The following is a 22,237-nucleotide window of genomic DNA, read 5'->3' as shown; positions in this document are numbered from 1 at the left end:
TCCTGCCCCACACCCGCTGCGCCCGCCCGGGGTTGGCCCCCGCCGCGCCCGGGCAGGGGGAGGTCATGCCCCGTCAGATCGCCGTCCTCGACGTCGACGGCACGCTCGTCGACTCCAACTACCACCACGCCCTGGCCTGGTACCGGGCCCTGCGCTCGCTGGGTGAGACCGTGCCGGTGTGGCGGTTGCACCGGCACATCGGCATGGGCGGTGACCAGCTGGTCGCCGCGGTGGGGGGCGACGAGCTCGAGGAGCGCATCGGCGACGCCGCCCGCGAGCGGTGGGAGCAGGAGGTGCAGCCCCTGCTCGACGAGCTGGCCCCGCTGCCGGGCGCCCGGGACCTGCTGGTGGCGGTCCGCGAGCGGGGGCACCGGCTGGTGCTGGCCAGCTCCGGCAAGGCCGATCAAGTCGACCGCTACCTCGACCTGCTCGATGCCCGCGAGCTCGCCGAGGCGTGGACCACCAGCGACGACGTCGAGGCCTCCAAGCCCGCGCCGGACCTGCTGCAGACCGCGCTGCGCAAGCTCGGGGAGCCGCACGACGCGGCGGCGGTCGTGGTCGGCGACTCGGTCTACGACGTGGAGGCGGCCAAGCGGGCCGGCATGCCGGCCGTCGTGGTGCGGTCGGGCGGGTTCGGCGACGACGAGCTCCGGACGGCGGGCGCGGTGGGCCTCTACGACACCCCCGCCGACCTCGTCGCCGCGCTCGACGAGACGCCGCTCAGCTAGCCAGCCGCTCGACGTACTCGCGGACGGTCACCATCGGCGGACGCTGGTCGACCGCCACGGGGGTGCTGGAGGGCACGAAGCCGGCGCCGTCGTGGGTGAACTGGGTGAGCAGCCCGCCCGGGGTGCTGCGGTGCCGGTCGCTGCTGCCCCGCGCGGCCCGGGCGAGCACGGTGGAGACGATCTGCCCGGCCATGGCACCCAGCGCCTCGTCGCTCTGGTGCGAGTGCACCCGGGTGCCCAGGTCGACCTGGGCCAGGCCGGGCAGCCCGCACACCTGCAGGAGGTCGACCAGCAGGCCGACCTCGACCCCGTAGCCGGAGACGAAGGGCACCTGCTCCAGTGCCGACCGTCGTCCGGCGTACTCCCCACCCAGCGGCTGGACGAAGCCGGCCAGCTCGGGCCAGAGGGCGTTGAGCAGCGGGCGGGCGGTCAGCTCGGTGACCCGGCCGCCGCCGGCGGCGCGCACCTGCCCGTCGACGGCGAGCGGCCGGGTGTAGCAGCCCTTGACGTAGGACACCCGCGGGTCGGCCAGCAGCGGGCCCAGCAGCCCGGGGACGTAGTGCGAGACGTCGTTGAGCAGGTCGGAGTCCATGAAGACGACGAGGTCGCCGGTGGTGGCGGCCAGCGACTTCCACAACGCCTCGCCCTTGCCGGGGCGGGAACCGAGTGCGGGGAGCACGTCGGCGGTGGCCACCACGTGGGCTCCGGCGGCGCGGGCGAGGGCCGCGGTGTCGTCGGTGGAGTCGGAGTCCATGACCACGACCTCGTCGACCAGTGGGACCTCCTCGACCCACCGGGCCACCAGGTCGCGGACGAGGCCGCCGACCGTGGCCGACTCGTTGCGGGCGGGCAGCACGACGCTGACCCGGTGTGCGCCGCGCCGCTTGGCGGCGAGCAGCGCGGGGACGTCGATCTCGGCCAGTCCGGTGGCCGACGTGGTGCGGTGCTGGAACCAGGCGCGGGCGTCGGGTCGCATGGCCCCACTGTCGGGCACGGGCGCACCGGTTGTCGCGCGGGTGTCGCCGGGTTCACGTGATCTTCACGTGACCGCGCCACGCGCGGAACACGCTGGTCAGGGGTGGCGGACGACGCGGCTGCCGCCGCAGGCCCACGCCACCCGCAGGCCGGCGCGGGCGCGCACCAGCAGCTCCTCGGCGCAGCGGCCGGCGACCGCGGTGCACACCCCGCCCGCGGCGGCCCCGCCGACCCGCTCGGCGACCGACAGCAGCCGGTCGACGACGGCGTCCAGGTCGGCCGGCGGCACCGCGAGGACGACGGCGAGCTCGTCGCCGTCCGCGAGTGCGCCCACCCAGTCCTCGGCGCGGGTCTCGCGCTGCAGGGCGGTGCGCACGGCGGTCGTGGCGGCCGGGGTGGGCTCGGCGAGGGACAGGACCAGGAGGGCACCCAGCGGGCCGGCCAGCGCGAGGGCGGCGGCCAGCGGACCGGCGCCGGGGGGCGCGGTCGACGGGTGGTCCAGGACGGTCACACCTCCCTGATCGGACGGCGGTGCCCGGTCCTTGAGCAGGTCAGCGCGGGGGTGCGCCCTCGGGGTCGAAGGCGGGGTCAGGGGAGGTGGCGCGCGGGTCGGGATGGCCCAGGTCGGTCAGCCAGCCGCGCAGCACCCGGTGCAGGTGCTCGGCGCCCACCACCTCGCCGGGGTCGGCGAAGGAGGCCGGGTGGAGCAGGAACGCGTGCTGCTGGGGGCCGCCCAGGCCGCCGTGCGAGCCCACGTGCGGCTCGAAGGCCGAGGCCTCCTCCGTCGTCGGGTCGAAGCGGCTGTTGACCATCAGGTCGGCGCAGTGCGGGAAGGTCGACGTCCGGGCGACGAGGCGGGCGGCGTGCGGGCCGTAGGGGGCGAGCGGGTCGGTGCCCACGACGACGCCGGAGTCCAGGCGGTGCAGGCCGTCGCGGCCGAGCACGACCGGGCCGAACTCGGCGGAGTGCACCAGCACGAAGCCGACGCCGGGGTGGTCGACCAGGCTGGGCAGCAGGTGGGGCCAGCGGCGCTCGACCTGCTCGATCGTCGCCCGGCCGGGCAGGTCGGTGAACGACACCATCGCGGTGTGGCCGCTGACGACGCACACCACGCCCGGCGCCACCCGGGCCGCGCGGCCGGGCTCGCCGACCGGGTCGCGGGCCGTGTGCTCGGTGGACCCGGCCCGCTCCACCCGGTCGCGCAGCCGGCGGGCCACCAGGCCCGGGCCGCTGGTCGCCTCGGCGACGACGGCGGCGGCCTGCCAGCCCTCGGCCGCGCCCGACCGGCCGCGCCGCCGGTCGTCACCGGGGTCGCCGCACAACCGGCCGACCAGCTGCTCGACGGTCTCGCCGAACCGGTCGGCGAACGACTCGCCCTGGGTCTGGCCGTGGTCGGAGAGGCAGACCAGGTGGTAGGGCCGCGGCGCGAGCTGCGTGGCCCGCCACAGCCGGCCGATCTGCTGGTCGATCGAGCGCAGCACCGCCAGTGTGTCGAAGCGCTCGATGCCCGAGTGGTGGGCCACCTCGTCGTAGCCCACGAAGTCGGCGTAGGCCACGGGCCGGCCGGCCAGCATGTCCTCGATGAGGGCGGCCACCACGACGTCGCGGGCGATGACCGTCGTGCCGGGGCGGGCCAGCGGGTACAGCCCGCCGCGGTCGATGCGCGGGCGGACGTCGGCCCGGCGCTGCCGGCCGGCGGCCACCAGCTCCCGGACGACGTCGACCAGCGCGGCGACCAGGGTGCGCAGCGCGTTGACCGGGTTGGCGAAGTAGGCGTAGTAGCCGGCGCCCACCCGGTCCCGGCCCCGCCGGTCGCGCCGCGAGCCGCGCGGGACGACGACGGCCAGCGAGCTCATGGTCAGGGAGACGTGCCGGGCGTCGCCGGTGAACAGGTTGCCCCGCCCGGCGCCGTCGGGGGCCAGTAGCCCGCCGCCGTCGCTGTGCCGGGCCTCCACCAGGGCGGCGTCCTCGGGGTGGGAGACGGTGACGACGCGGTCGCGGTCCTTCTCGTACCAGCGGAACCCGACGACGTCGTGGTTGGAGCCGTGCAGGATGCCGCACACGCTGGCCCCCGTCTGGGAGCTCCAGTCGGTGTGCCACGAGGTGAGCCGGTGGCTGCCGCCCCGCAGCCAGGCGGCCAGGGTGGGCATCGTGCCGTCGCGGACCGCGCGCTGCGCGGTGGCGTGGCTGAGGCCGTCCACCTGCAGGAACAACACCCCGGGGACCTCGGTGGCGTCGCCGGCCGAGCCGCGGCGACGGGCGCGGCGGAAGAACAGCTCGTCCTCGTCGATGGCCAGCAGGCTGCTGATGACGGCGGCGACCCCGGCCATCGACACCGCGACGACCACCGAGGTGGCGAACGAGGTGACCTCGACGCCGGGGATGGCGGTGAAGATGCCCAGCACCCCGGCGCCGAGCACCACGAAGCCGCCCAGGCCGAGGGTGAAGAAGGCCAGCGGCAGCGCGACCCGCATGAGCAGCGGCCACACCACCCCGGCCAGCACGCCCAGCATCAGCGCGGCCACCGGCGGCTGCCACCACCCGGTCATCGCGAACCCGGTCAGCCAGCGGTCCAGCAGCAGCAGGGCGCCGGTGGTCAGCGTCCAGACCAGCAGCACCCGGGCGATCAACCGCCCGCCGGTCAGCACCCGCCCGGGTGGCTGGACCGGGGGCGTCACCGTCGGGACCGGCGTCGGCGGGCCACGAGGTTGGTGACCAGGCCGACGGCGAGCACCAGGGCGGTGGCGATGCCGACGGCCACCAGGGGGGAGTCGGCGATGCCGCCGCTGACCACCCCGAGCAGGGCGTAGGCGACCGCCCAGAGCGTGGCCGCGGCCAGCGAGGCCGGCAGCAGCCGCCGCCAGGGGTAGGCCAGCGCCCCGGCGGCGACCAGCACGGGGATGCGGCCGGCGGGCACCAGCCGGCCGACGACGACGATCTGCCAGCCGTGCACCCGGAACTGCTCGCGAACCTCGGTCAACCGGTCGGCGTGCTGGCCGCGGGTCATCCAGCGGACGGCCGAGGGCCCGCCGAAGCGGGCCACCGAGAAGGTCACGACGTCGCCGACGAAGGCAGCGAGCACGGCCAGCAGCAGCACGACGGCGATGTCCAGCCGGTCGGTGGTCATGGCGACCGCGGCGGCCACGGACAGCAGCGGCCCGGTGGGCACCACGGGCACCAGCGAGCCGAGCAGCACGCCGCCGAACAGCACGGGGTAGCCGAGCGAGCTGCTGTCGGTCCAGCCGGAGGCGAGCACCTGGGCGCTCACGGCCAGGCCACCCGGTGGCCCGGCTCGGTGACCAGCACCCGGGTGGCCAGGTCGGCGGCGGCGACGTCGGCGGCGAACCGCCGGGGCGGGTCGACCAGCAGCGACCGCATGCGGCGGGTCCCGGCGACGCCGGGCAGCGCGAGGGTGCCCCAGTGCACCGGGACGGCGGCCCGCGGGCGCAGCAGGGAGCACGCCAGGGCGGCCCCGGCCGGGTCCATGTGGCCCGGTCCCAGGGTGGTGCCCCAGCCCCACACGGGCAACAGCGCGACGTCGACCGGCCCGAGGTCGGCCATCCCGGGCAGCACGTCGGTGTCGCCCGCGGCGTAGACCGTCGTCCCGTCGCCGGTGACCAGGTGGCCCATGGCCGCGGCGTCGGGCCCGTGCGTCGACCGCGGCCCCCACCGGTGGCCGCTGTGGTCGGCGGGCACCCCGGTGACGGTGAGCCCGCCGTCGGTCAGCTCCTGCCCGGGGGCGAGCTCGGTGACGTCGGTGAACCCCTTGCCGCGCAGCCACCGGCCGGCGCCGCGGGGGACGACCACGGGGGTGCCCCGGCCCAGCAGGCGCAGGGAGGGCAGGTGGAGGTGGTCGCCGTGCAGGTGGCTGAGCAGCACCAGGTCGACCCCGGCCCAGGTCGGCGGGGGCAGCGGGGGGACGACCCGGCGCAGCGGGCCGACCCGGCCGGTGAGCAGCGGATCGGTCAGCACGGTGCGCCCGGCGAGCTCGACCCGGACCGTGGAGTGCCCGAGGAACGTGAGCGTCACCGGGCCAGTATCCGCGCGGCCTCCGGGTCCGGCCCGAGCTCCTGCTGCACCCGGGCCAGCGGGACGTGCCGCAGATCGTCGCGGGTGCGCACGGTGCGCACCCCGGCGGCCAGCACGGCGTCCAGCACGGGGCCCGGGGACACCCCGTGCGCCACGGTGTCCAGCCCGTAGGCCGCGCAGGTGGCCACGACCGCCCGGACGGCGCGCTCGGTGCGGTCGTCGTCGCCGCGGGCCCCGAGGGCCGCGACGTCGATGCGCACGCTGGTCAGCGGGACGCGGGCCAGGTGGGCGTGGATGGTCTGGCCCAGGCCGTAGTCGTCGAGGCAGATCCGCACGCCGAGGGCGTGCAGCTCGCGCAGGGTGGTGCGCAGGGCGGGCGAGGAGGTCTGCAGCGCCTCCTCGCGGAGGGCCAGCGACAGCGACGTCCCGGGCAGACCGGTCCCGGTCAGCGAGCGCCGGACGCCGTCGGCCAGCCGGCCGGCGTCCAGGTCCCCGGCGGGCAGGTCGACGGCGAGCAACCGCAGCCGGGGCAGCGGGGCCACCTCGCGGGAGCCGCGGTCCACCACGTGGGTGACCAGCTCGGTCGCGCAGCCCTCGCGCACCGCGGCGGCCCAGGTCTCGGCGGGCGGGCGTGCCCCGGAGACGCGGTGCAGCCAGAACGGCTCGGCGTGCACCGAGCGGAGCTGGTCCCCGGCGGCGCCGGTGACGCTGTACCGCACCTCGACCCGCCCCTCGGCGAGGGCTGCGGTCAGGGTGTCGTCGGGGTCGACCGGTGCGTCGTCGAGCACCCGCACGCAGCCCTTGCCGGCGGCCTTGGCCATCCGCAGTGCGGCGTCGGCCTCGCGGAAGGCGACCTGGCCGCCGTGCGCGCCGACCGGGGCGACCCCGACGCTGGCGCCGATGGCGAAGGTCCGCCCGGCGGCGCGGTGCGGCAGCGCCATGACGTCGACGACGCGCTGGGCGGCCTCCAGGGCCTGGGGCAGGTCGCCGGCGACCAGGACCGCGAACTCGTCGCCGCCGAGCCGGCAGACCAGGTCGACGTCGCGGACGACGGTGCGCAGCCGCAGGGCGACCTCCACCAGCAGCTGGTCGCCGGCCTCGTGCCCGGCGGTGTCGTTGACCGCCTTGAACCCGTCGAGGTCGAGGACCAGCAGGCTGCGGGTGCCGGCCGGCCCGGTCAGCTCGCGGTGCAGCTGGGCCCGGTTGGGCAGCTGGGTGAGGTGGTCGGTGTAGGCCATGCGCTCGAGCTCGCGCTCGCGTCGCCGCCGCACGGTGACGTCGCGCAGGTGCAGCACGCGGCGGCCGGCGCCGGCGCTGCGGTGCAGGGAGGCCTCGAGCTCGACGGGCCGGTCGGGACCGGGCACCCGCAGGTGCAGCAGGGCGGTGGCGCCGCTGCGCAGCTCGGCGGTCGCCCGGGGGCGGTCGGCGGGGACCAGCAGGTCGGGCAGGTGTGGGCCGGGCTGGTGCGGGTCGGGGGCGGTGCGGCCGGCGTCGACGTCGGGCAGGCCGAGCAGCGCGCGGGCGGCGGGCGAGGCGAACTGCACCCGTAGTGCGTCGTCGACGATGACCACGCCGTCGCGGCTGCCCTCGACCAGGCTGCGCAGCTCCTCCTCGTTGCGCACCACCTCGGCGACCAGCCGGGAGCTGGTGCGGATCCGCAGCGTGCTGCGCACCAGCAGTGCCAGGACGACGCCGGCGGCGGCGAGCTGGGCGGCGGTGCTGAGCTGCTGGCCGCGCGCGGCGGCGACGACCAGGGCGACGGGCAGCCCGCACAGCGAGACCACGGTGACCACCAGGCCGGCGGGCACGACGCGGGGGCTGCGGCCGGTGGGGTCGTCGGCGGCCCGGGCGCTGCGGGGCAGGCCGCGGACGCCGACGACGCACGCCTCGAGCGCCACGACGATGGCCACGTCGCCGACGGCCTGCCAGAACAGGGTCGGCCGGTCGATGCCGATGGCGAGCATGGCGGCGGCGACGGCGATCGAGACCCCGGCCACGACCATCGCGGTCGCCGACAGCTGCAGGTCGCGGGTGGTCACCGCGCACAGCGCCCCGGAGAGCCCGACGGCGACCACCGCGTACGCGACGTAGCCGAGCACCACCGGCCCGGGGCTCTGCGGCTGGTCGGGGGCGTGCAGGGCCAGCACGTCGGTGACCACCCAGAGGGCCAGCACCACGGCGCCGGCGTCGACGGCCATGGCGGTCCAGCCGGCCGTGCTCGACTGCCGGGCCAGGATGCCGCACACGACCAGCGGGACCACGAGCACCGGTGCCAGCAGCACGTCGCCGATGCCGGCCACCCCGAAGGCGCCCGCGACGCCACTGCCGGTGATCGCGCAGGCCAGCGCGAAGAGCGCCAGCACCCCGGTCATGGCCCGACCGACCACCGCCCACCGCCCGGTCCGTCCGCGCGCGGCCCGCGCGGCGCGGACGGCAGCCACGGCCGACAGCACGGCCAGCACGGTGTTGTCGGCCTGGAACCCGATCCCGCTGGGCGGGGTCATCGGCAGCGACAGCCCGACGGCGACCAGCCCCAGCAGCAGCGGCACGGCGCCCGCGCGCACCGGCCCGCTCACCGGACCACCCCGTGACCGACGCGGTCCACCGAGCAGTCACCTGCGTCGGTCAGCGCGAACGGGACGTCGTCGAGCACGCGGTCCAGCACGTCGACCTCGGTGGGCCGGGCGAGGAGGAAGCCCTGCACGAAGCGGTGCCCCATGCCGCGCAGGAGCTGCAGCTCGCGGGCGGTCTCCACGCCCTCCACCACGACGTCGAGGCCGAGGCTGGTGCCCAGGTGCAGCACCGAGCGGCACAGCGCCTGGCGGCGCGGGTCGTCGCCGAGGGAGGCCAGGAACTGCCGGTCCATCTTGAGCACGTCGATGGGAAGGCCGACGAGGTAGGCCAGCGACGACCACCCGGTGCCGAAGTCGTCGACGGCGATGCGCACCCCGAGCCGGCGCAGGGCCGCCAGCTCGTCGGTCACGTGCGCGTCGTCGAGCAGCACCGACTCGGTGAGCTCCAGGGTCAACCGGCGGGCGGGCAGCCCGCTCCGGTCCAGCGCGTCGCGCACGTCGGCGAGCAGGTGGCCGCTGCGCACGTGCCGGGCCGCGACGTTGACCGCGACCGCCAGGTCGGGTCGCTGCAGGGCGGCCACCTGCGTGGTGGCCGTGCGCAGCGCCCAGCGGCCCAGCTCGACCACGGCGGTCGACTCCTCGGCCAGCGGGATGAACTCGGCGGGGGAGACGGCGCCCCACGTGGGGTGCTGCCAGCGAATGAGGGCCTCGACCGAGCTGGCGCGCTGCAGGGCGAGGTCGACGACGGGCTGGTGGACCAGGCGCAGCTCATCCCGCTCGAGGGCCAGTGCGAGGTCGGCCCGCAGGGCGTCCCGCCGGTTCTGGGCGATCAGCGAGGCGACGGAGTGCCGGCGGACCCGGCCCGGGCCGGCCGCGCGGGCGCTCTCGACGGCCATGGCGGCGCGGCGCAGCACCTGCACCGGCTCGGTGTCGCCGTCGTCCAGGCTGGTGGTGCCGGCCGAGGCCGACAGCCGCAGCCCGTGCAGGGGCAGGTCGGCCGGCACCGTGCCGACCAGCCGGTGGGCGAGGGACTCCGCGTCGCTGGTGCTGCCGGTCAGCAGCACCGCGAACTCCTGCGGGCCGGTGCGGTAGAGCTGGTCGTCGGTGCGCAGCACGCGGGAGAAGCGTCCAGCCAGGTCGAGGAGGACCTCGGGCGGCGCGGCGGCACCGCGGTGGGTGTCGGCGAGCCCGCTCACCCGCAGGCCGACCAGGGCCGCCGGGGTGCGGGTGCGGGCCAGGTCGGCCAGCTGGGCGACCAGGGCGCTGCGGTCGGGCAGGCCGGTGGTGGCGTCGGTGGCGCCGAGCGCGGTGCCCGTCCAGGCCGGGGTGCCGTCCTCGCGGGCGGCGTCACCGGTGACGTCCCCGGCGGCGTCGCGGGTGATGTCGCGGCAGTACAGCACCAGCGCCCCGACGTCGGGGTCGTCGCGCAGGTCGCGCACCCGGGCCTGCAGCAGGCGCCAGCGGCCGTCGTCGTGCCGCACGCGGGCGGTCACCTGGCGGCCGTCACGGTCCTCCTCGTGCTGCGGGGCCAGCAGGCCCGTGGTGAGCGCGGGCCGGTCGTCGGGGTGGACGGCGACCCGGACGTCGGCCCCCACCAGGCGCTCGGGCCCCCGGCCCAGCAGCGCGGTGAACGCAGGGGACGACCAGGTGATGGCCAGCGACTCGTCGAGGATGATCACCGGGTCGACGGCGGCGCGGACCACGGTGCGGAAGTATGCCTCGCTGCGCTGCAGCCGGCTGGTCATCTCCTGGCCCTCGCGCCAGGTGAGGGCCTGGTGGGCGGTCAGCAGCAGGAGGCCGACGGCGGCGAGCACGGCCTGGGCGACGCCGAGGCGCCCGGAGACCAGGACGCCGACGAGCAGCAGCAGCCCGCCGCAGGTGGCCGTGAGGTGCGGGAGGACGGCGGTGACCAGCCCGGGTGCGGTGTCCTCGCCGACCGGCGTGCACGGTGCGCGGTCCAGCTGCGCGGCCGTCACGAGCAGCGTCAGCCCGGTGATCGCGCAGACCGTGGTGGCCACGAGCGGGGGTGTGGAGGCCCGCTGCTCGTCGGAGAAGGCCATGAGCACCAGGGCGACGCCGATGCAGGACTGGCTGGTCAGCGCCAGGGCAGCGACCCGGCGCAGCCCGCCCGAGGTGGCCGAGACGACCAGCAGCCCGATGGCCACCGTGAGCGCCAGGGTGGCGCCCAGGCACACGAGCGAGACGTCGAAGACGGAGTCGACGCCCAGGCGCCGCCGGGCGACCAGCTCGAAGACGGCCAGTTCGCAGAGCATGCAGCCGACGAGGAACAGCAGCAGCGAGGTCACCAGCTGGGACCGCACGCGCTGCCGGACGCGGGCGGGCAGCAGCCGGAGCCCGGCCGGCACGGTGAGCAGCATCCCCGGCAGCGCCCCAACGGTCATCGGGACGGTGGAGCCGGGCACGTGCAGGGCCACGAAGGCCCCCGTGCCGGCCACGAACAGGGCAGCCACGAACCGGCCCCACACGGCGGGGTGGGCACTGCGCCGGCCGGCCGGCACCCCGACGAGCAGCGCGCCGGCGAAGGCCAGGACCGCGCAGGCCCCGACCCCCAGGTCGTCCCAGGGGTTCGGGAGGAACGCCGTCACCACGGTGCCCGCGCCCAGCAGCGCGCCCGCGCCGGCCACCGACCGGGGGCGGACCGGCACCCGGGGTGCGGGCGCGGTGGGACGAGGGGTCACGCAACCAGCCTCGGTCGGGGCGGTCGGGCGGTTGAGCGCGCGCCGCGCATCCTCACCCGACGGGGTCGGGTGCGTCGACGTGTACGCCGGCCCCGCGCGGGGCACACTGACGGCCACTCCTGCGACGCAGTACCGGCGAGGTCCCGATGATGTGGCTCTGGCTCACCACCGTGTGGATGGTGCTCGCGTGCGCTGCGGGCCTCTGGCTGGGTGCGGCCCTGCACGTCGCCAGCCGCAACGACGCCGTGCGCCGGTCGGTGGAGCGGGCGCTGTCCCCGGAGCTCGTCGACCGCTGACCGCGACCGGCTGCGGTGGGGCAGCCGGCGTCAGGGGGCGGCGGCCTCCAGCGGGGCCTGCTGGACGGCCGCGGCGGCCGGCTGGTCCTGCTCGACCGGCGCCCCCGGGGCGACCACGGCGGCGGAGCTGGCGGGGGCGGTGGCGGGGGCGGTCGGTGCGGCCGTGCTCGACGACGCGGCCCCGGTGGTGCTGCCGGCCGCGGCCGGGGGACGGACGGCGGTGCCCGTCCCGGTGCCGTGGCTGCCCACGGTGCCGTCCACGACGAGCGCGGCCGAGGTCGCGGCCGGGTCGGCGGGCACCCGGGCGGTCTCGGGCTGGCCCACCTCGAGGGCGTCGGGCGCCGTCGCGTCGAGCTCGGCGACGGCGGACTCGACGGTGCCGCTGCCGGTCGCGTCCGCGGGTACCGGACGCTGGTGGTCGACGTCCTGGGTGCCCCCGGCGTCGCGGGCGGCGCCGCTCTGCTCGGCGTCCGGGCCGGGGTCGGTGCGGGTCTCGGCCGCGTTCTCCACCGACGTCGGGCGCTCGCTGACCGCCTGGTGCACCAGCACGGCCGCCGGGACGGCGAGGAAGCTGGCGATCCAGATGGCGAGGGCCACCGGTACCCACCGCAGGTTGCGCCGCGCCGGGGCCCGCCGGGTACCGGTGGCCGGGCCGCGCGAGCCCGGGCGGGACCCGGTGGCCGGGCCGCGGGACCCGGTCGCGGGACCGCGGGAGCCGGGGCGGGACCCGGTGGCCGGGCCGCGGACGCCGGTCAGCGGCGGCGGGGGGAGCGGCAGGGGCCGCGACGCGGGTGCCGCGGGCGGGGTGGGGAGGACCGGGGCGACGACGGCGACCGCGTCCGTCGCCGCGCCGGTCACCGCCTCGGCGCGCCGTCCGGCCGCGCCACGGCGCTGTCGGTGTGACCCCACGACCATCCCCCGGTGAATTGCATCGTTGTCATTCGTCCCTGACGGATGAGCAACGTAGCGACTCCGGTGCGTGACGGACCAGTCGGCATCGGCGTGTCCTGCGCGACGCGCCGAGGAATGGTGACGCTCACAGGTGCCGGCGGATCAGTTGGTGGTCGAGACCTCCGGCGACGGGGTCCCGGTCGACGGCGGCGCCGTGCTGCTGGACACCGGGCTCGTGGACCCCGTGGACCCCGTGGATGTCGTCGGCGGGGTCTCCGCGGTGAGGGTCGCCGGCGTGCTGGCCGAGGTGCCGCCGGTGCCCGACCCCGACGTACCGCCGGTCGTCGTCCCGTTGCCGGTGCTCGGCGGGGAGGCGACCTGCGGCTGCACGGCCGCGGTGCTGCGGCCGGCGGTCGGCGCGGGCCGGGGGTCGACGGCGTCGTCGGGCTGGGTGACGTCGTCGACGAGGACCGGGCCGGAGAGGTCGAGGGTGTTCATGGCCGGTGCTGGCGGGGTGGTCGGGGTGGGGGTGCTGGCCGGGCCCTCGGTGCTGGCCCCGGTGCGGGCCGCCTCGTCGGTGCTCGTGGTCGCCGGGTTGCTGGCGAACCCGCTGGTCAGCAGGACGGCCGCGACGATCGAGAGCGCGCCGGCGCCGACCCCGACCGGGATCCAGCGTCGCGACGACCGGGTCACCACGGTCCGGTGGGTCAGCGTCCCGGCGGCCACGCCGTACCCGCGCCGGCCGAGGTCGTCGTCCCGGTCGTCGATGTCGCCGTCGGCGACGCCGTCGTGGACCCGGCCATGGCGGCCGGTGCCGGCGAGGGCGGCGTGCTGGGTGGTCTCGACCAGGTCGTCGTGCCGCGCGAACTCCGCGGCCACGTCGACGGCCAGCGGGTCGAGGTCCGGCTCGTCCTCGAGCTCCTCGTCGGCCAGTTCCTCGTCGGTCAGCTCGTCGTCGTACTCGTCGTGTTCGTCGTGCTCGTCGTCCAGCTCGTCGGTCCCGGCCACGGTCCCGGCCGAGGTCCCGGCTGCGGTCCCCGCGGAGAGGGCGCGGATCGGGGGGAGCGGCGGCAGGGTCGGCTGCGCGGTGGTGACCGCGGTGGTCGGGCCCGGGGTGCGGACGGGCGCGGGCTCGGCGAGCAGCCCGGCCGGTGACCCCGTCACGGACGACGGGTCGGGGGCGGACGACGGGGTGGGCAGTGCGCCGGGGCCCGAGGTGGCCGGGGCGGCGCCGGTGGTGAGGGCGCCGGTGGTGAGGGCCCCGGTGGTGAGGGCCCCGGCGGTGAGGGCGCCGGCCGTGAGGGCGCGGCGGGCCTCCGCGGCCTTGGCGGCGGCGTCGAGGGCGGCGAGCAGCGCGTCGTCGAGGACGGCGCAGCGGCCCGACTCGAGCACCAGGTCGCGCGCCGACTCCGCGGCCGTCCCGGGGTGGTCGAGGGTGCCCAGCGCGGCGAGGGCGCCGGCGGAGGGCTGCACGACGGGGTCGTCGAGGAGGTCGTGCGGGTCGTACCAGGTGGTCTCGTCGGGCACGGTCGACGCCGGGACACCGTGCCCGGGGGCGGTCGACCGCGGCGGTGGCGGCACGGGCGGCAGGGCGCGGCGCGGCGCGATGTCGAGCTCGTCCACCGGTGTCCTCCCCCTCGTCGGGTGCACGGGGGGCACCTGATCGGCGGCGATCGTGACATTGCGGAGTCGGATCACCACAGCGCGTCTGCGGCGTGTCGTCCGGACGCGTACCGGGTGGGGCGGCCGGTATCCGTGGGACGGGCGGGTCGACCGGGCGGGGGGCCGGGACAGGTGGCACAGTCAGGGGGGTGAAGACGTGGCTCGACTCCTGGCCGGTGTTCCGCCAGCTGACCGGTCCCGACCCGCTGGGTCGCGGCCAGGCGGCCCGGAGCAAGCGGACCGAGGCCATCACCAGCCGGACGGCGACCGCCGACCGCGTCGTGAAGTCCATCTGCCCCTACTGCGCGGTGGGCTGCGGGCAGCGGGTGTTCGTCAAGGACGAGCAGGTCGTGCAGATCGAGGGCGACCCCGACTCGCCGGTCAGCCGCGGCCGCCTCTGCCCCAAGGGCAGTGCCAGCAAGCAGCTGGTCACCAGCCCCACCCGGACGACGACGGTCAAGTACCGGCGCCCCTTCGGCACCGAGTGGGAGGACCTCGACCTCGACACGGCGATGGAGATGATCGCCGACCGCGTGCTCGCCGCCCGGGAGAAGGGCTGGCAGGACACCGACGACGACCAGCGGGTCAACCGCACCATGGGGATCGCCAGCCTCGGTGGCGCGACGCTGGACAACGAAGAGAACTACCTCATGAAGAAGCTGTACAGCGCCATGGGGGCCATCCAGATCGAGAACCAGGCGCGCATATAGCACTCCGCCACGGTGCCCGGTCTGGGTGCCACGTACGGGCGCGGCGGCGCCACCGGGTTCCAGCAGGACCTGGTCAACGCGGACTGCATCGTCATCGAGGGCTCGAACATGGCCGAGTGCCATCCCGTCGGGTTCCAGTGGGTGATGGAGGCCAAGGCGCGCGGCGCGAAGGTGATCCACGTCGACCCCCGGTTCACCCGGACGTCGGCGGTCTCGGACACCCACGTGCCGCTGCGCGCGGGCACCGACATCGCCTTCCTCGGCGGGCTCATCTCCTACGTCCTGGAGAACGAGCTCGACTTCCGCGACTACGTGCTGGCCTACACCAACGCGTCGTCGCTGGTGGGCGAGGAGTACCTCGACACCGAGGACCTCGACGGCCTGTTCTCGGGCTGGGACGACGACACCAGCGAGTACGACTCGTCGACCTGGCAGTTCCAGGGCGCGGTCGACCCCAGCGTCGGCACCGCCGGCCACATCGAGGACCCGAGCGCGATCGGCCAGCCGGCCACCGACCCGACCCTGCAGCACCCGCGCAGCGTCTACCAGGTGCTCAAGCGGCACTTCGCCCGCTACACCCCCGAGATGGTGGGGGACATCTGCGGCATCGAGCCCGAGGTGTTCCTCGACGTCGCGCGCGCCGTGACCGCCAACAGCGGCCGCGACCGCACGACCGCCTGGGTGTACTCGGTGGGCTGGACGCACCACACCGTCGGTGTGCAGTACATCCGCACCGCCGGCATCCTGCAGGCGCTGCTGGGCAACATGGGTCGCCCCGGTGGCGGCATCCTCGCGCTGCGCGGGCACGCCTCCATCCAGGGCTCCACCGACATCCCGACGCTGTACAACCTGCTGCCGGGCTACCTGGCCATGCCGCACGCCGCCGAGCACACCAGCCTCGACGAGTACTGCAAGGTCGGCGACGAGATGGTCGGGTTCTGGGGCGGCACCCGGGCCTACATGGTCAGCTTGCTGAAGGCCTGGTTCGGCGACGCCGCCACCGCCGAGAACGACTACTGCTTCGACCTGCTGCCCAAGATCAACGGTGACCACGGCTCGTACCGCCAGGTCGCCGACATGATCCAGGGCAAGATCCCCGGCTACTTCCTGGTCGGGGAGAACCCGGCGGTCGGGCACGCCAACGGCAAGATGCAGCGGCTGGGCCTGGCCAACCTGGACTGGCTCGTCGTCCGCGACCTGCAGATGATCGAGTCGGCGACGTTCTGGCAGACCGCGCCCGAGATCGAGACCGGTGAGCTGGTGACCGAGCAGATCGGCACCGAGGTCTTCTTCATGCCCGCGGCCACGCACGTGGAGAAGGAGGGCACCTTCACCAACACGCAGCGGCTGCTGCAGTGGCACCGCCAGGCGGTCGAGCCGCCGGACGACGCCCGCAGCGACCTGTGGTTCTACTTCCACCTGGGCCGCATCCTGCGCGACCGGCTGCGCGACTCCACCGACCCCCGCGACGCGGCTCTGCAGTCGTTGACCTGGGACTACCCGACGCACGGCCCGTTCGTCGAGCCGAGCGCCGAGGCGGTGCTGCGCGAGATCAACGGCGTCGGCCCCGACGGGAAGGCCCTGTCCAGCTACACCGAGCTCAAGGACGACGGGTCGACCACCGCCGGCTGTTGGATCTACACCGGGGTCTACGCCGACGAGGTCAACCAGAGCGACCGCCGCAAGCCCGGGCGGGAGCAGAACTGGGTGGCCCCCGAGTGGGGCTGGGCCTGGCCGGCCAACCGCCGCACGCTGTACAACCGCGCCTCGGCCGACCCCGAGGGCAAGCCGTGGAGCGAGCGCAAGGCCTACGTCTGGTGGGACGCCGACGCGCAGAAGTGGACCGGGCACGACGTCCCCGACTTCGAGGCCACCAAGCCGCCGTCCTACCGCCCCGAGCCGGGCGCGAAGGGGCCCGACGGGATCAGCGGCGCCGACGCGTTCATCATGCAGAACGACGGCAAGGCCTGGCTGTTCGCGCCGTCCGGGCTGGCCGACGGCCCGCTGCCCACGCACTACGAGCCCGACGAGTCGCCGGTGCCCAACGCGCTGTACCGGCAGCAGTCCAACCCGGGCCGCGAGGTCATCGAGGCGGCCTGGAACCGCAGCAACCCGCCGGCCAGCGACGTCTACCCGTACGTGTTCACCACCTACCGGCTGACCGAGCACCACACCGCCGGTGGCATGAGCCGCACGCTGCCCTACCTGGCCGAGCTGCAGCCGGAGTTCTTCGTCGAGATCAGCCCGCAGCTGGCCGTCGAGCGGGGGCTGGAGAACGGCGGGTGGGCGACGCTGGTCAGCGCCCGCACGGCGATCGAGGCCCGGGTGCTGGTCACCGAGCGCATGCGGCCGCTCAAGGTGGGCCAGGGGAAGGTCGTGCACCAGATCGGCGTCCCGTACCACTGGGGTGAGCAGGGCATCTCCACCGGCGACAGCGGCAACGACCTCTTCGGCGTGGTGATGGACCCCAACGTGCACATCCAGGAGTCCAAGGTCGCCACCTGCGACATCCGGCCCGGCCGACGTCCGCGCGGCCCGGCCCTGGTCGAGCTGGTGGAGTCCTACCGGCAGCGCGCCGGGGTCGCGAGCGGGCGGGTGCCGGTCGGTGGGCGCGCGCCGGTGGAGGCGACCAACATGACCGGTGAGCGGAAGGGTCAGACCACGACCACGCAGCGCCGTCCCGACCACGTCGCGGAGGACACCCCGTGAGCCAGATCAGCTCCGCCAGCCCGGCGTTCACCGGGCACGACCCGGAGAACCGGCTGTACGGGCCGCTGCCCGACGTGACCGGGGAGGCCGGCTACGAGGCCGACCACCCGGCGCGGGTCGGGTTCTTCACCGACACCAGCGTGTGCATCGGCTGCAAGGCCTGCGAGGTGGCCTGCAAGGAGTGGAACACGCTCCCGATGGACGACGCCGACGGCAACCGCGACGCCCTCGGGCTGTCGGGCATGTCCTACGACAACACCGGCATGCTCGGCGCCAACTCCTGGCGGCACGTCGCGTTCGTCGAGCAGTCCCGCGAGGTGGACCTGCCGATGCCGGGGGTCGGGCTGCCGGCCGCGCCCGGGCAGGGCGCCGGGTCCGGCGGCTGCGGCGGCTCGTGCGGCTCGGCGGAGACGCCGTCGCACGCGAACGCCGACGGCGTCACGATCGACCAGCACAGCGTGCTGAATGCGCAGGCGTTGTCGAGCTTCGACCCGCAGACCGCGCAGTCGGCTGACCGCGAGATCCGCTGGCTGATGTCCTCCGACGTCTGCAAGCACTGCACGCACGCCGGCTGCCTCGACGTCTGCCCGACCGGGGCGCTGTTCCGCACCGAGTTCGGCACCGTGGTGGTGCAGGACGACATCTGCAACGGCTGCGGCTACTGCGTGCCCGCCTGCCCGTACGGCGTCATCGACCAGCGCAAGGGCGACGGCCGGGTCTTCAAGTGCACGATGTGCTACGACCGGCTGACCGACGGACTGCAGCCGGCCTGCGCCACCGCGTGCCCGACGCAGTCGATCCAGTTCGGCGACCTCGACGAGCTGCAGGCCCGGGCCGACGCCCGGCTGGCGACGCTCACCGAGCAGGGCGTCACCACCGCCCGGCTCTACGGCCGGGACACCGACGACGGCGTGGGCGGTGCTGGGGCGTTCTTCCTGCTGCTCGACGAGCCCGAGGTCTACGGCCTGCCGCCGGACCCGGTGGTCACCACCCGCGACCTGCCCTCCATGTGGCGGCACGCGGCGGGTGCGGCGGCGATGCTGGTGGGCGTGGCGCTCAGCGGTTTCCTGGGGCGGCGGCGATGACCCCCCGGCACGCCGGCGACGCCTCGTCCGACCCCACCCCCGAGCCCGGCGTCCCCGGCACCCCCGCCGCCTCGGACTCGCCCGCAGCGGAACCCCCCGCCGCCCCGGGCAAGGGAGCCCTTCCTGACGGGTCGGGCGCGGAACGGTCCGGAGGGGCTCCCGTGCCTCGGCAGGACCCCGAGGTGGCGCAGCCCGAGACCCCGGAGATGGGCCGCACGGGTGTGCCCAGCGAGGACGTCGCCGCCCCGCTCGACCACCGCCCCGGTGTCTCGGGCGTGGCCACCCCCGGTGGGGGGTGGCGCCGGGCCGACGGACCCTCGGCGTCCGGCCGCGAGAAGCGGAAGCGGAAGGGGCGCCGCGGTGGTGCCCGCGACGGCGACCCGACCGTGGGCGACGCGGACTTCCAGAGCTACTACGGCCGGCAGATCGTGAAGTCGGCGGTGTGGAAGACCCCCGACGTCCCGTTGTACCTCTTCCTCGGCGGCGCGGCCGGCTCGTCGGCCGTGCTGGGCGCCGGGGCGGAGTTCACCGGCCGGCCCGCACTGGCCCGGGCCGCGCACCTCATCGCCGGCGGCGGGGCGATCGCCAGCGTCGGCTTCCTGATCCACGACCTGGGCCGACCCGAGCGGTTCCTGCACATGCTGCGGGTGTTCAAGCCGACCTCGCCGCTCAGCGTCGGCTCCTACATCCTGTCGCCGTTCAGCACGGCCGCCGGGGGCGCGGCGGCGCTGTCGCTGCTGGGCTCGCTGCCCGCGGTGCGCCGGTCGCGCGGCTGGTTCCCGCGGTTGGTCCGCTCGACGGGCCTGCGCCGGACGGCGAGCGTGGGCGCCGCGGCGTTCGGCGGGCCCATGGCGGCCTACACAGCGGTGCTGCTGGCCAACACCGCGACCCCGTCGTGGCACGAGCCGGGCAACCAGCTGCCGTTCGTGTTCACCGGGTCGGGGCTGGCCGCCGGCGGTGGGCTGTGCATGGCGTTCACGCCCGTGGCCGAGGCCGGGCCCGCGCGCAAGGCCGCCGTCGTCGGTGCCGCCGTCGAGCTGGCCGCGATGCACAAGGTGGAGCACGACCACGGCATCGTCAGCGAGCCCTTCCACCTCGGCCGGGCCGGCACGCTCCTGCGGGCCGCCCGGGCCTGCACGACCGCGGGTGCGGTGGGGGCGGCCGTGCTGGGCGGTCGCCGGTGGGGTGCCGTGGCCAGCGGCGCGCTGCTGGCCGCGGGCTCGGCGCTGACCCGGTTCGGCGTGTTCGACGCGGGGATGGCGTCCTCCAAGGACCCCAAGTACGTCGTCGTCCCCCAGCGCGAGCGGATGGCCGCCCGCGTCGCCGCCTCCTCCTCCTCCGACGCACCCTCCTCCGCCGCGCCGAGTGGCGCCTGAGGGTTCGCCGGGAGCGATTCCTCAGCCCTGGGACGCCACTCGGTGGGCCACGCAGGCCTCGTAGGCGCGGGTGATCGCAGCGATCAGGGCCGGCAGGTCGCGGAGCTGGTCCTTCGTCACGTAGAAGACCCGCCAGCCCAGCTCCTGCAGCTCGTTCAACCGGGTCCGGTCCTCGGGCAGGCGGCCGAGGTGGTGGTCGCCGTCGTACTCCACGGCGAAGCGGACCTCGGGCCACGCGAAATCCAGCCGCCGCCGGCGCCCGGCCCTCGTGCGGATGCGCTGCTGGGCCACCGGCGCCGGCAGCCCGCACGCGTGCAGGGGCAACCGCAGCCGGGTCTCCTGGGGTGACTCAGCGAGGAAGTCGGCGTCGGCCAGCGCGGCCAGCAAGCGCCGCCGCCCGCGTCCCCGGTAGGCCTCGGCGAACATCTCCAGGGCGGCCGGGCCAGCCCTCCGGTGCGCGACCACCTGGTCGAGCACGACGACGGCCTCCACGTGCGGACGGCGTTCGGCCGCGACGTCGAGCGCGGCGACCGTGGGGTGCAACCGCGGGAACGGGTCCGTGAAGACGGTGCCCTCAGGGAGCGGACGGCGCCGCACACGCAACCCCGCCACGGCCACGCCCCGGGAGCCCGGTGGGACCGTGACCTCGACCCGGTCGCCGGGCAGCGCGCAGGGCACCCCGGCGACCTCGAGCGCACTCACCCCGCTGATCACCGCGCCCGGCACCAGGACGGTCGCCGCCGCGGCGAGGACGGCGTGGGTGCGCTCGACCTCCGCCGCGACGTAGACGTCGGGGTAGACCCGCACGAACCGGCGTGAGCGCAGCAGCCCGCGCGTGGTCGAACCCTGGGCGATGGCCAGCGACCCGCGGAAGGGGACGAGCCCGAGCTGCGTGGTGGTCATGGCCAGCAGGGTGCCGTGCCCGCCGTCGGTCGACCGGGTTGTCCACAGGTCCGTTCCAGCCGTTTGCGACCCGCTGAGTCTCGGTGGCACGGTGCCCCCGTGACCACGAACCGAGTGCCCCGCGGGGACACCGCCAGGGCGGTGCAGTCCGCCCGTCCACCCATCGGCCCCGGGCCGTCGTCCCGGGTCCTCTTCCAGGGGTTGGCCGAACTGCGCCCGCCCCTACCGGTGCTGGTGGCCGGGGTGCTCATGACCGTGCCGGTGCTCGGGCTGGCGGTGGCCTCGGTGGCCGTGGTGGTGCGCGGGTTCTCGGTCGGCTTCGGGCAGGGGCTGTTCTCGATCCTGTTCGGAATCATCCTGTTCACCCTCGCCGGCCTGGGCTGGCGCGGGGTGAAGCGCACGGTGCACCTGGGCTCCTACGACGACGGGTTCTTCCTGGCCCGCCTCTCCCTCATCGGGCTCGTGGTGGCGGCGGTGGCCCTGGTCGTGCTCGCGACGCAGGGCGAGACCCTGGACTGGTCGTTCGCCCTGCTGCCGGCTGCGGTCGCCTTCCTCTGGCTGCCGTGGCTGCTGCTGCAGAACGGCCCGGCACGGGCGTGGCCGCAGCGGGTCGAGCTGCGCCGGGGGACCCGGGTCGCCGATGTCGCCGACGCCGTCCTGCTGCCCGGCCTGCGTGCCCACACCTGTGGCGCGGTCGGCTTCGCCTTCCCGGCGCAGCCGGCCCGGGTGGTGCCGGTGCACGGCGGGTACCGGCCGGGGTGGCGGGTGAGCTACACCTGCTCCGCGTGCGGGCAACCCGCCGAGCAGCTCGCCATGGCCGGGGAGCCCTCCGGTCTGGGTGGGGCCGACCTGTGGTGGCTGGGGGAGCAGGCCGACCAGGTGTGCCAGACGGCGCCGGACGCATCGCTGCAGGCGTCCCTCACGGCGCCCCGGACCCTCGACGACGAGGTGCTCGGCAGGGCGGTGTCGGCGATGCGCCGGGGTGTGCGGGCGACCGAGCAGCTGCTCGACCTGGTGCCCGAGGGGAAGGACGCGGTCGCGGTGATGAGCCGCGCCGGCCGGGCCATCCCCGCCGGCCACGTCACCACGGCGTTCCGGCGCGACGTGGTCGAGCGCGAGCTGTCGCGCCGCCGGGGGTGGCTGGCCGCCCTCGAGACCGAGGTGCAGCGCCGGGCGGGCAGCGCGCCGCCCGTGCGAGCATGACCGCCGCGACCTGGGAGGAAGCATGTCCTACGACTCGGTGCGGATCGATCCCGACGCCGCCGGTGCGGCCCTGCGCGCCTGGCAGGCCTCGGCCGACGAGCTGCGGCGGACCGTGACGCAGCGATCCCGCGCGATCGAGGCCGCCGAGGGGGCGAGGCCGTGGGGCGACGACGCGAGCGGGCAGCAGTTCGGCCCCAGCTACCTCGAGGGTGCCGGGCCCGCGCGGGTCGCAGCGGCCGCCCTGGCCGACCAGTGCGACGAGCTCGGCGGGACCGTGCAGACCGCCGTGCAGGCGTCGCTGGCCTCCGACGAGGAGCAGGCCGCCACGCTCGCCCCCGTGCAGGCCACCGTCGACCGGCGGTGACCCGCGGCGCCGCACCGCTCGGGCTCCTTGGGTG

At 76.0% G+C, this 22,237-nt stretch carries 18 protein-coding genes; 8 read left to right on the top strand and 10 right to left on the bottom strand.

The annotated features are described in order from the left end of the window. The first annotated feature begins 65 nt into the window (after positions 1-65). Positions 66-728: an HAD family hydrolase gene (locus TEK04_RS14065; RefSeq protein ID WP_336404975.1), complete on the top strand. Its 663-nt coding sequence runs from the start codon at positions 66-68 to the stop codon at positions 726-728. Here the strand turns inward: TEK04_RS14065 and TEK04_RS14060 are convergent. The 7 genes from TEK04_RS14060 to TEK04_RS14030 form a co-directional block, all read right to left on the bottom strand. Continuing rightward, positions 721-1,704 carry a glucosyl-3-phosphoglycerate synthase gene (locus TEK04_RS14060; protein WP_336404974.1) on the bottom strand — a complete coding sequence of 328 codons (984 nt, stop codon included), beginning with the start codon at positions 1,702-1,704 and terminating at the stop codon, positions 721-723. The genes TEK04_RS14065 and TEK04_RS14060 overlap by 8 nt on opposite strands. Positions 1,705-1,800: 96 nt before the next feature. After that, positions 1,801-2,214 (bottom strand): hypothetical protein, encoded by a 414-nt coding sequence (locus tag TEK04_RS14055; protein WP_336404973.1) that lies wholly within the window; start codon positions 2,212-2,214, stop codon positions 1,801-1,803. Positions 2,215-2,254: 40 nt separating this feature from the next. Continuing rightward, a complete protein-coding gene (locus TEK04_RS14050) occupies positions 2,255-4,381 on the bottom strand; it encodes a phage holin family protein (RefSeq protein ID WP_336404972.1) in 2,127 nt (708 codons plus the stop codon). Further along, on the bottom strand, positions 4,378-4,971 hold the full coding sequence (locus TEK04_RS14045) for a DedA family protein (RefSeq protein ID WP_336404971.1): 594 nt from the start codon (positions 4,969-4,971) through the stop codon (positions 4,378-4,380). Before TEK04_RS14045 ends, TEK04_RS14050 begins: the two co-directional genes overlap by 4 nt. Continuing rightward, positions 4,968-5,732 carry an MBL fold metallo-hydrolase gene (locus tag TEK04_RS14040; RefSeq protein ID WP_336404970.1) on the bottom strand — a complete coding sequence of 255 codons (765 nt, stop codon included), beginning with the start codon at positions 5,730-5,732 and terminating at the stop codon, positions 4,968-4,970. Before TEK04_RS14040 ends, TEK04_RS14045 begins: the two co-directional genes overlap by 4 nt. Beyond that, the gene (locus TEK04_RS14035) at positions 5,729-8,308 is read right to left on the bottom strand and encodes a diguanylate cyclase domain-containing protein (RefSeq protein ID WP_336404969.1); all 2,580 of its coding nucleotides are present in this window, start codon (positions 8,306-8,308) and stop codon (positions 5,729-5,731) included. Before TEK04_RS14035 ends, TEK04_RS14040 begins: the two co-directional genes overlap by 4 nt. After that, positions 8,305-11,004, bottom strand: a complete 2,700-nt coding sequence (locus tag TEK04_RS14030; RefSeq protein WP_336404968.1) for a putative bifunctional diguanylate cyclase/phosphodiesterase — start codon at positions 11,002-11,004, stop codon at positions 8,305-8,307. Before TEK04_RS14030 ends, TEK04_RS14035 begins: the two co-directional genes overlap by 4 nt. Positions 11,005-11,150: 146 nt before the next feature. Here TEK04_RS14030 and TEK04_RS14025 point away from each other — a divergent pair, with 146 nt between their 5' ends. After that, positions 11,151-11,300 (top strand): hypothetical protein, encoded by a 150-nt coding sequence (locus TEK04_RS14025; RefSeq protein WP_336404967.1) that lies wholly within the window; start codon positions 11,151-11,153, stop codon positions 11,298-11,300. A 30-nt stretch (positions 11,301-11,330) separates the two neighbouring features. Here the strand turns inward: TEK04_RS14025 and TEK04_RS14020 are convergent, their stop codons facing one another. Beyond that, a complete protein-coding gene (locus TEK04_RS14020; protein ID WP_336404966.1) occupies positions 11,331-12,209 on the bottom strand; it encodes a hypothetical protein in 879 nt (292 codons plus the stop codon). Between the two features lie 144 nt (positions 12,210-12,353). Continuing rightward, positions 12,354-13,814, bottom strand: coding sequence for a hypothetical protein (locus TEK04_RS14015; protein WP_336404965.1), 1,461 nt, complete (start codon positions 13,812-13,814; stop codon positions 12,354-12,356). Between the two features lie 188 nt (positions 13,815-14,002). Between TEK04_RS14015 and TEK04_RS21415 the strand changes: the two genes are divergently transcribed. The 4 genes from TEK04_RS21415 to nrfD all read left to right on the top strand — a co-directional run bounded on the left by TEK04_RS21415 (position 14,003) and on the right by nrfD (position 19,733). Next, on the top strand, positions 14,003-14,563 hold the full coding sequence (locus TEK04_RS21415; protein WP_489753257.1) for a hypothetical protein: 561 nt from the start codon (positions 14,003-14,005) through the stop codon (positions 14,561-14,563). A 12-nt stretch (positions 14,564-14,575) separates the two neighbouring features. Then, the gene (fdh, locus tag TEK04_RS14010; protein ID WP_489753256.1) at positions 14,576-17,272 is read left to right on the top strand and encodes a formate dehydrogenase; all 2,697 of its coding nucleotides are present in this window, start codon (positions 14,576-14,578) and stop codon (positions 17,270-17,272) included. Continuing rightward, positions 17,269-18,357 carry a 4Fe-4S dicluster domain-containing protein gene (locus tag TEK04_RS14005; protein ID WP_336404964.1) on the top strand — a complete coding sequence of 363 codons (1,089 nt, stop codon included), beginning with the start codon at positions 17,269-17,271 and terminating at the stop codon, positions 18,355-18,357. Before fdh ends, TEK04_RS14005 begins: the two co-directional genes overlap by 4 nt. Before the next feature lie 161 nt (positions 18,358-18,518). After that, positions 18,519-19,733 (top strand): NrfD/PsrC family molybdoenzyme membrane anchor subunit, encoded by a 1,215-nt coding sequence (gene nrfD, locus TEK04_RS14000; protein ID WP_336404963.1) that lies wholly within the window; start codon positions 18,519-18,521, stop codon positions 19,731-19,733. Positions 19,734-19,754: 21 nt separating this feature from the next. Here nrfD and TEK04_RS13995 read toward each other — a convergent pair whose 3' ends face one another. Next, positions 19,755-20,636, bottom strand: a complete 882-nt coding sequence (locus tag TEK04_RS13995) for a DUF559 domain-containing protein (RefSeq protein WP_336404962.1) — start codon at positions 20,634-20,636, stop codon at positions 19,755-19,757. Positions 20,637-20,735: 99 nt separating this feature from the next. Here TEK04_RS13995 and TEK04_RS13990 point away from each other — a divergent pair, with 99 nt between their 5' ends. Continuing rightward, positions 20,736-21,839 carry a hypothetical protein gene (locus tag TEK04_RS13990; protein WP_336404961.1) on the top strand — a complete coding sequence of 368 codons (1,104 nt, stop codon included), beginning with the start codon at positions 20,736-20,738 and terminating at the stop codon, positions 21,837-21,839. Between the two features lie 22 nt (positions 21,840-21,861). After that, entirely contained in the window at positions 21,862-22,203 is a 342-nt protein-coding gene (locus TEK04_RS13985; protein WP_336404960.1) for a hypothetical protein, read from the top strand. Positions 22,204-22,237 lie beyond the last annotated feature (34 nt).

This window comes from Klenkia sesuvii, assembly GCF_037083825.1.
Taxonomy (GTDB): Bacteria; Actinomycetota; Actinomycetes; order Mycobacteriales; family Geodermatophilaceae; genus Klenkia; species Klenkia sesuvii.
This window is presented reverse-complemented; position numbering and strand designations above follow the sequence as displayed.

What these genes read in the sequence shown, in the direction of transcription:
- TEK04_RS14025 (WP_336404967.1), top strand. Translation starts at nt 11,151, where the DNA reads ATGATGTGGCTCTGGCTCACCACCGTGTGGATGGTGCTCGCGTGCGCT.
- TEK04_RS14060 (WP_336404974.1), bottom strand. Translation starts at nt 1,704, where the DNA reads ATGCGACCCGACGCCCGCGCCTGGTTCCAGCACCGCACCACGTCGGCC.
- TEK04_RS13995 (WP_336404962.1), bottom strand. Translation starts at nt 20,636, where the DNA reads ATGACCACCACGCAGCTCGGGCTCGTCCCCTTCCGCGGGTCGCTGGCC.
- TEK04_RS14065 (WP_336404975.1), top strand. Translation starts at nt 66, where the DNA reads ATGCCCCGTCAGATCGCCGTCCTCGACGTCGACGGCACGCTCGTCGAC.
- TEK04_RS13985 (WP_336404960.1), top strand. Translation starts at nt 21,862, where the DNA reads ATGTCCTACGACTCGGTGCGGATCGATCCCGACGCCGCCGGTGCGGCC.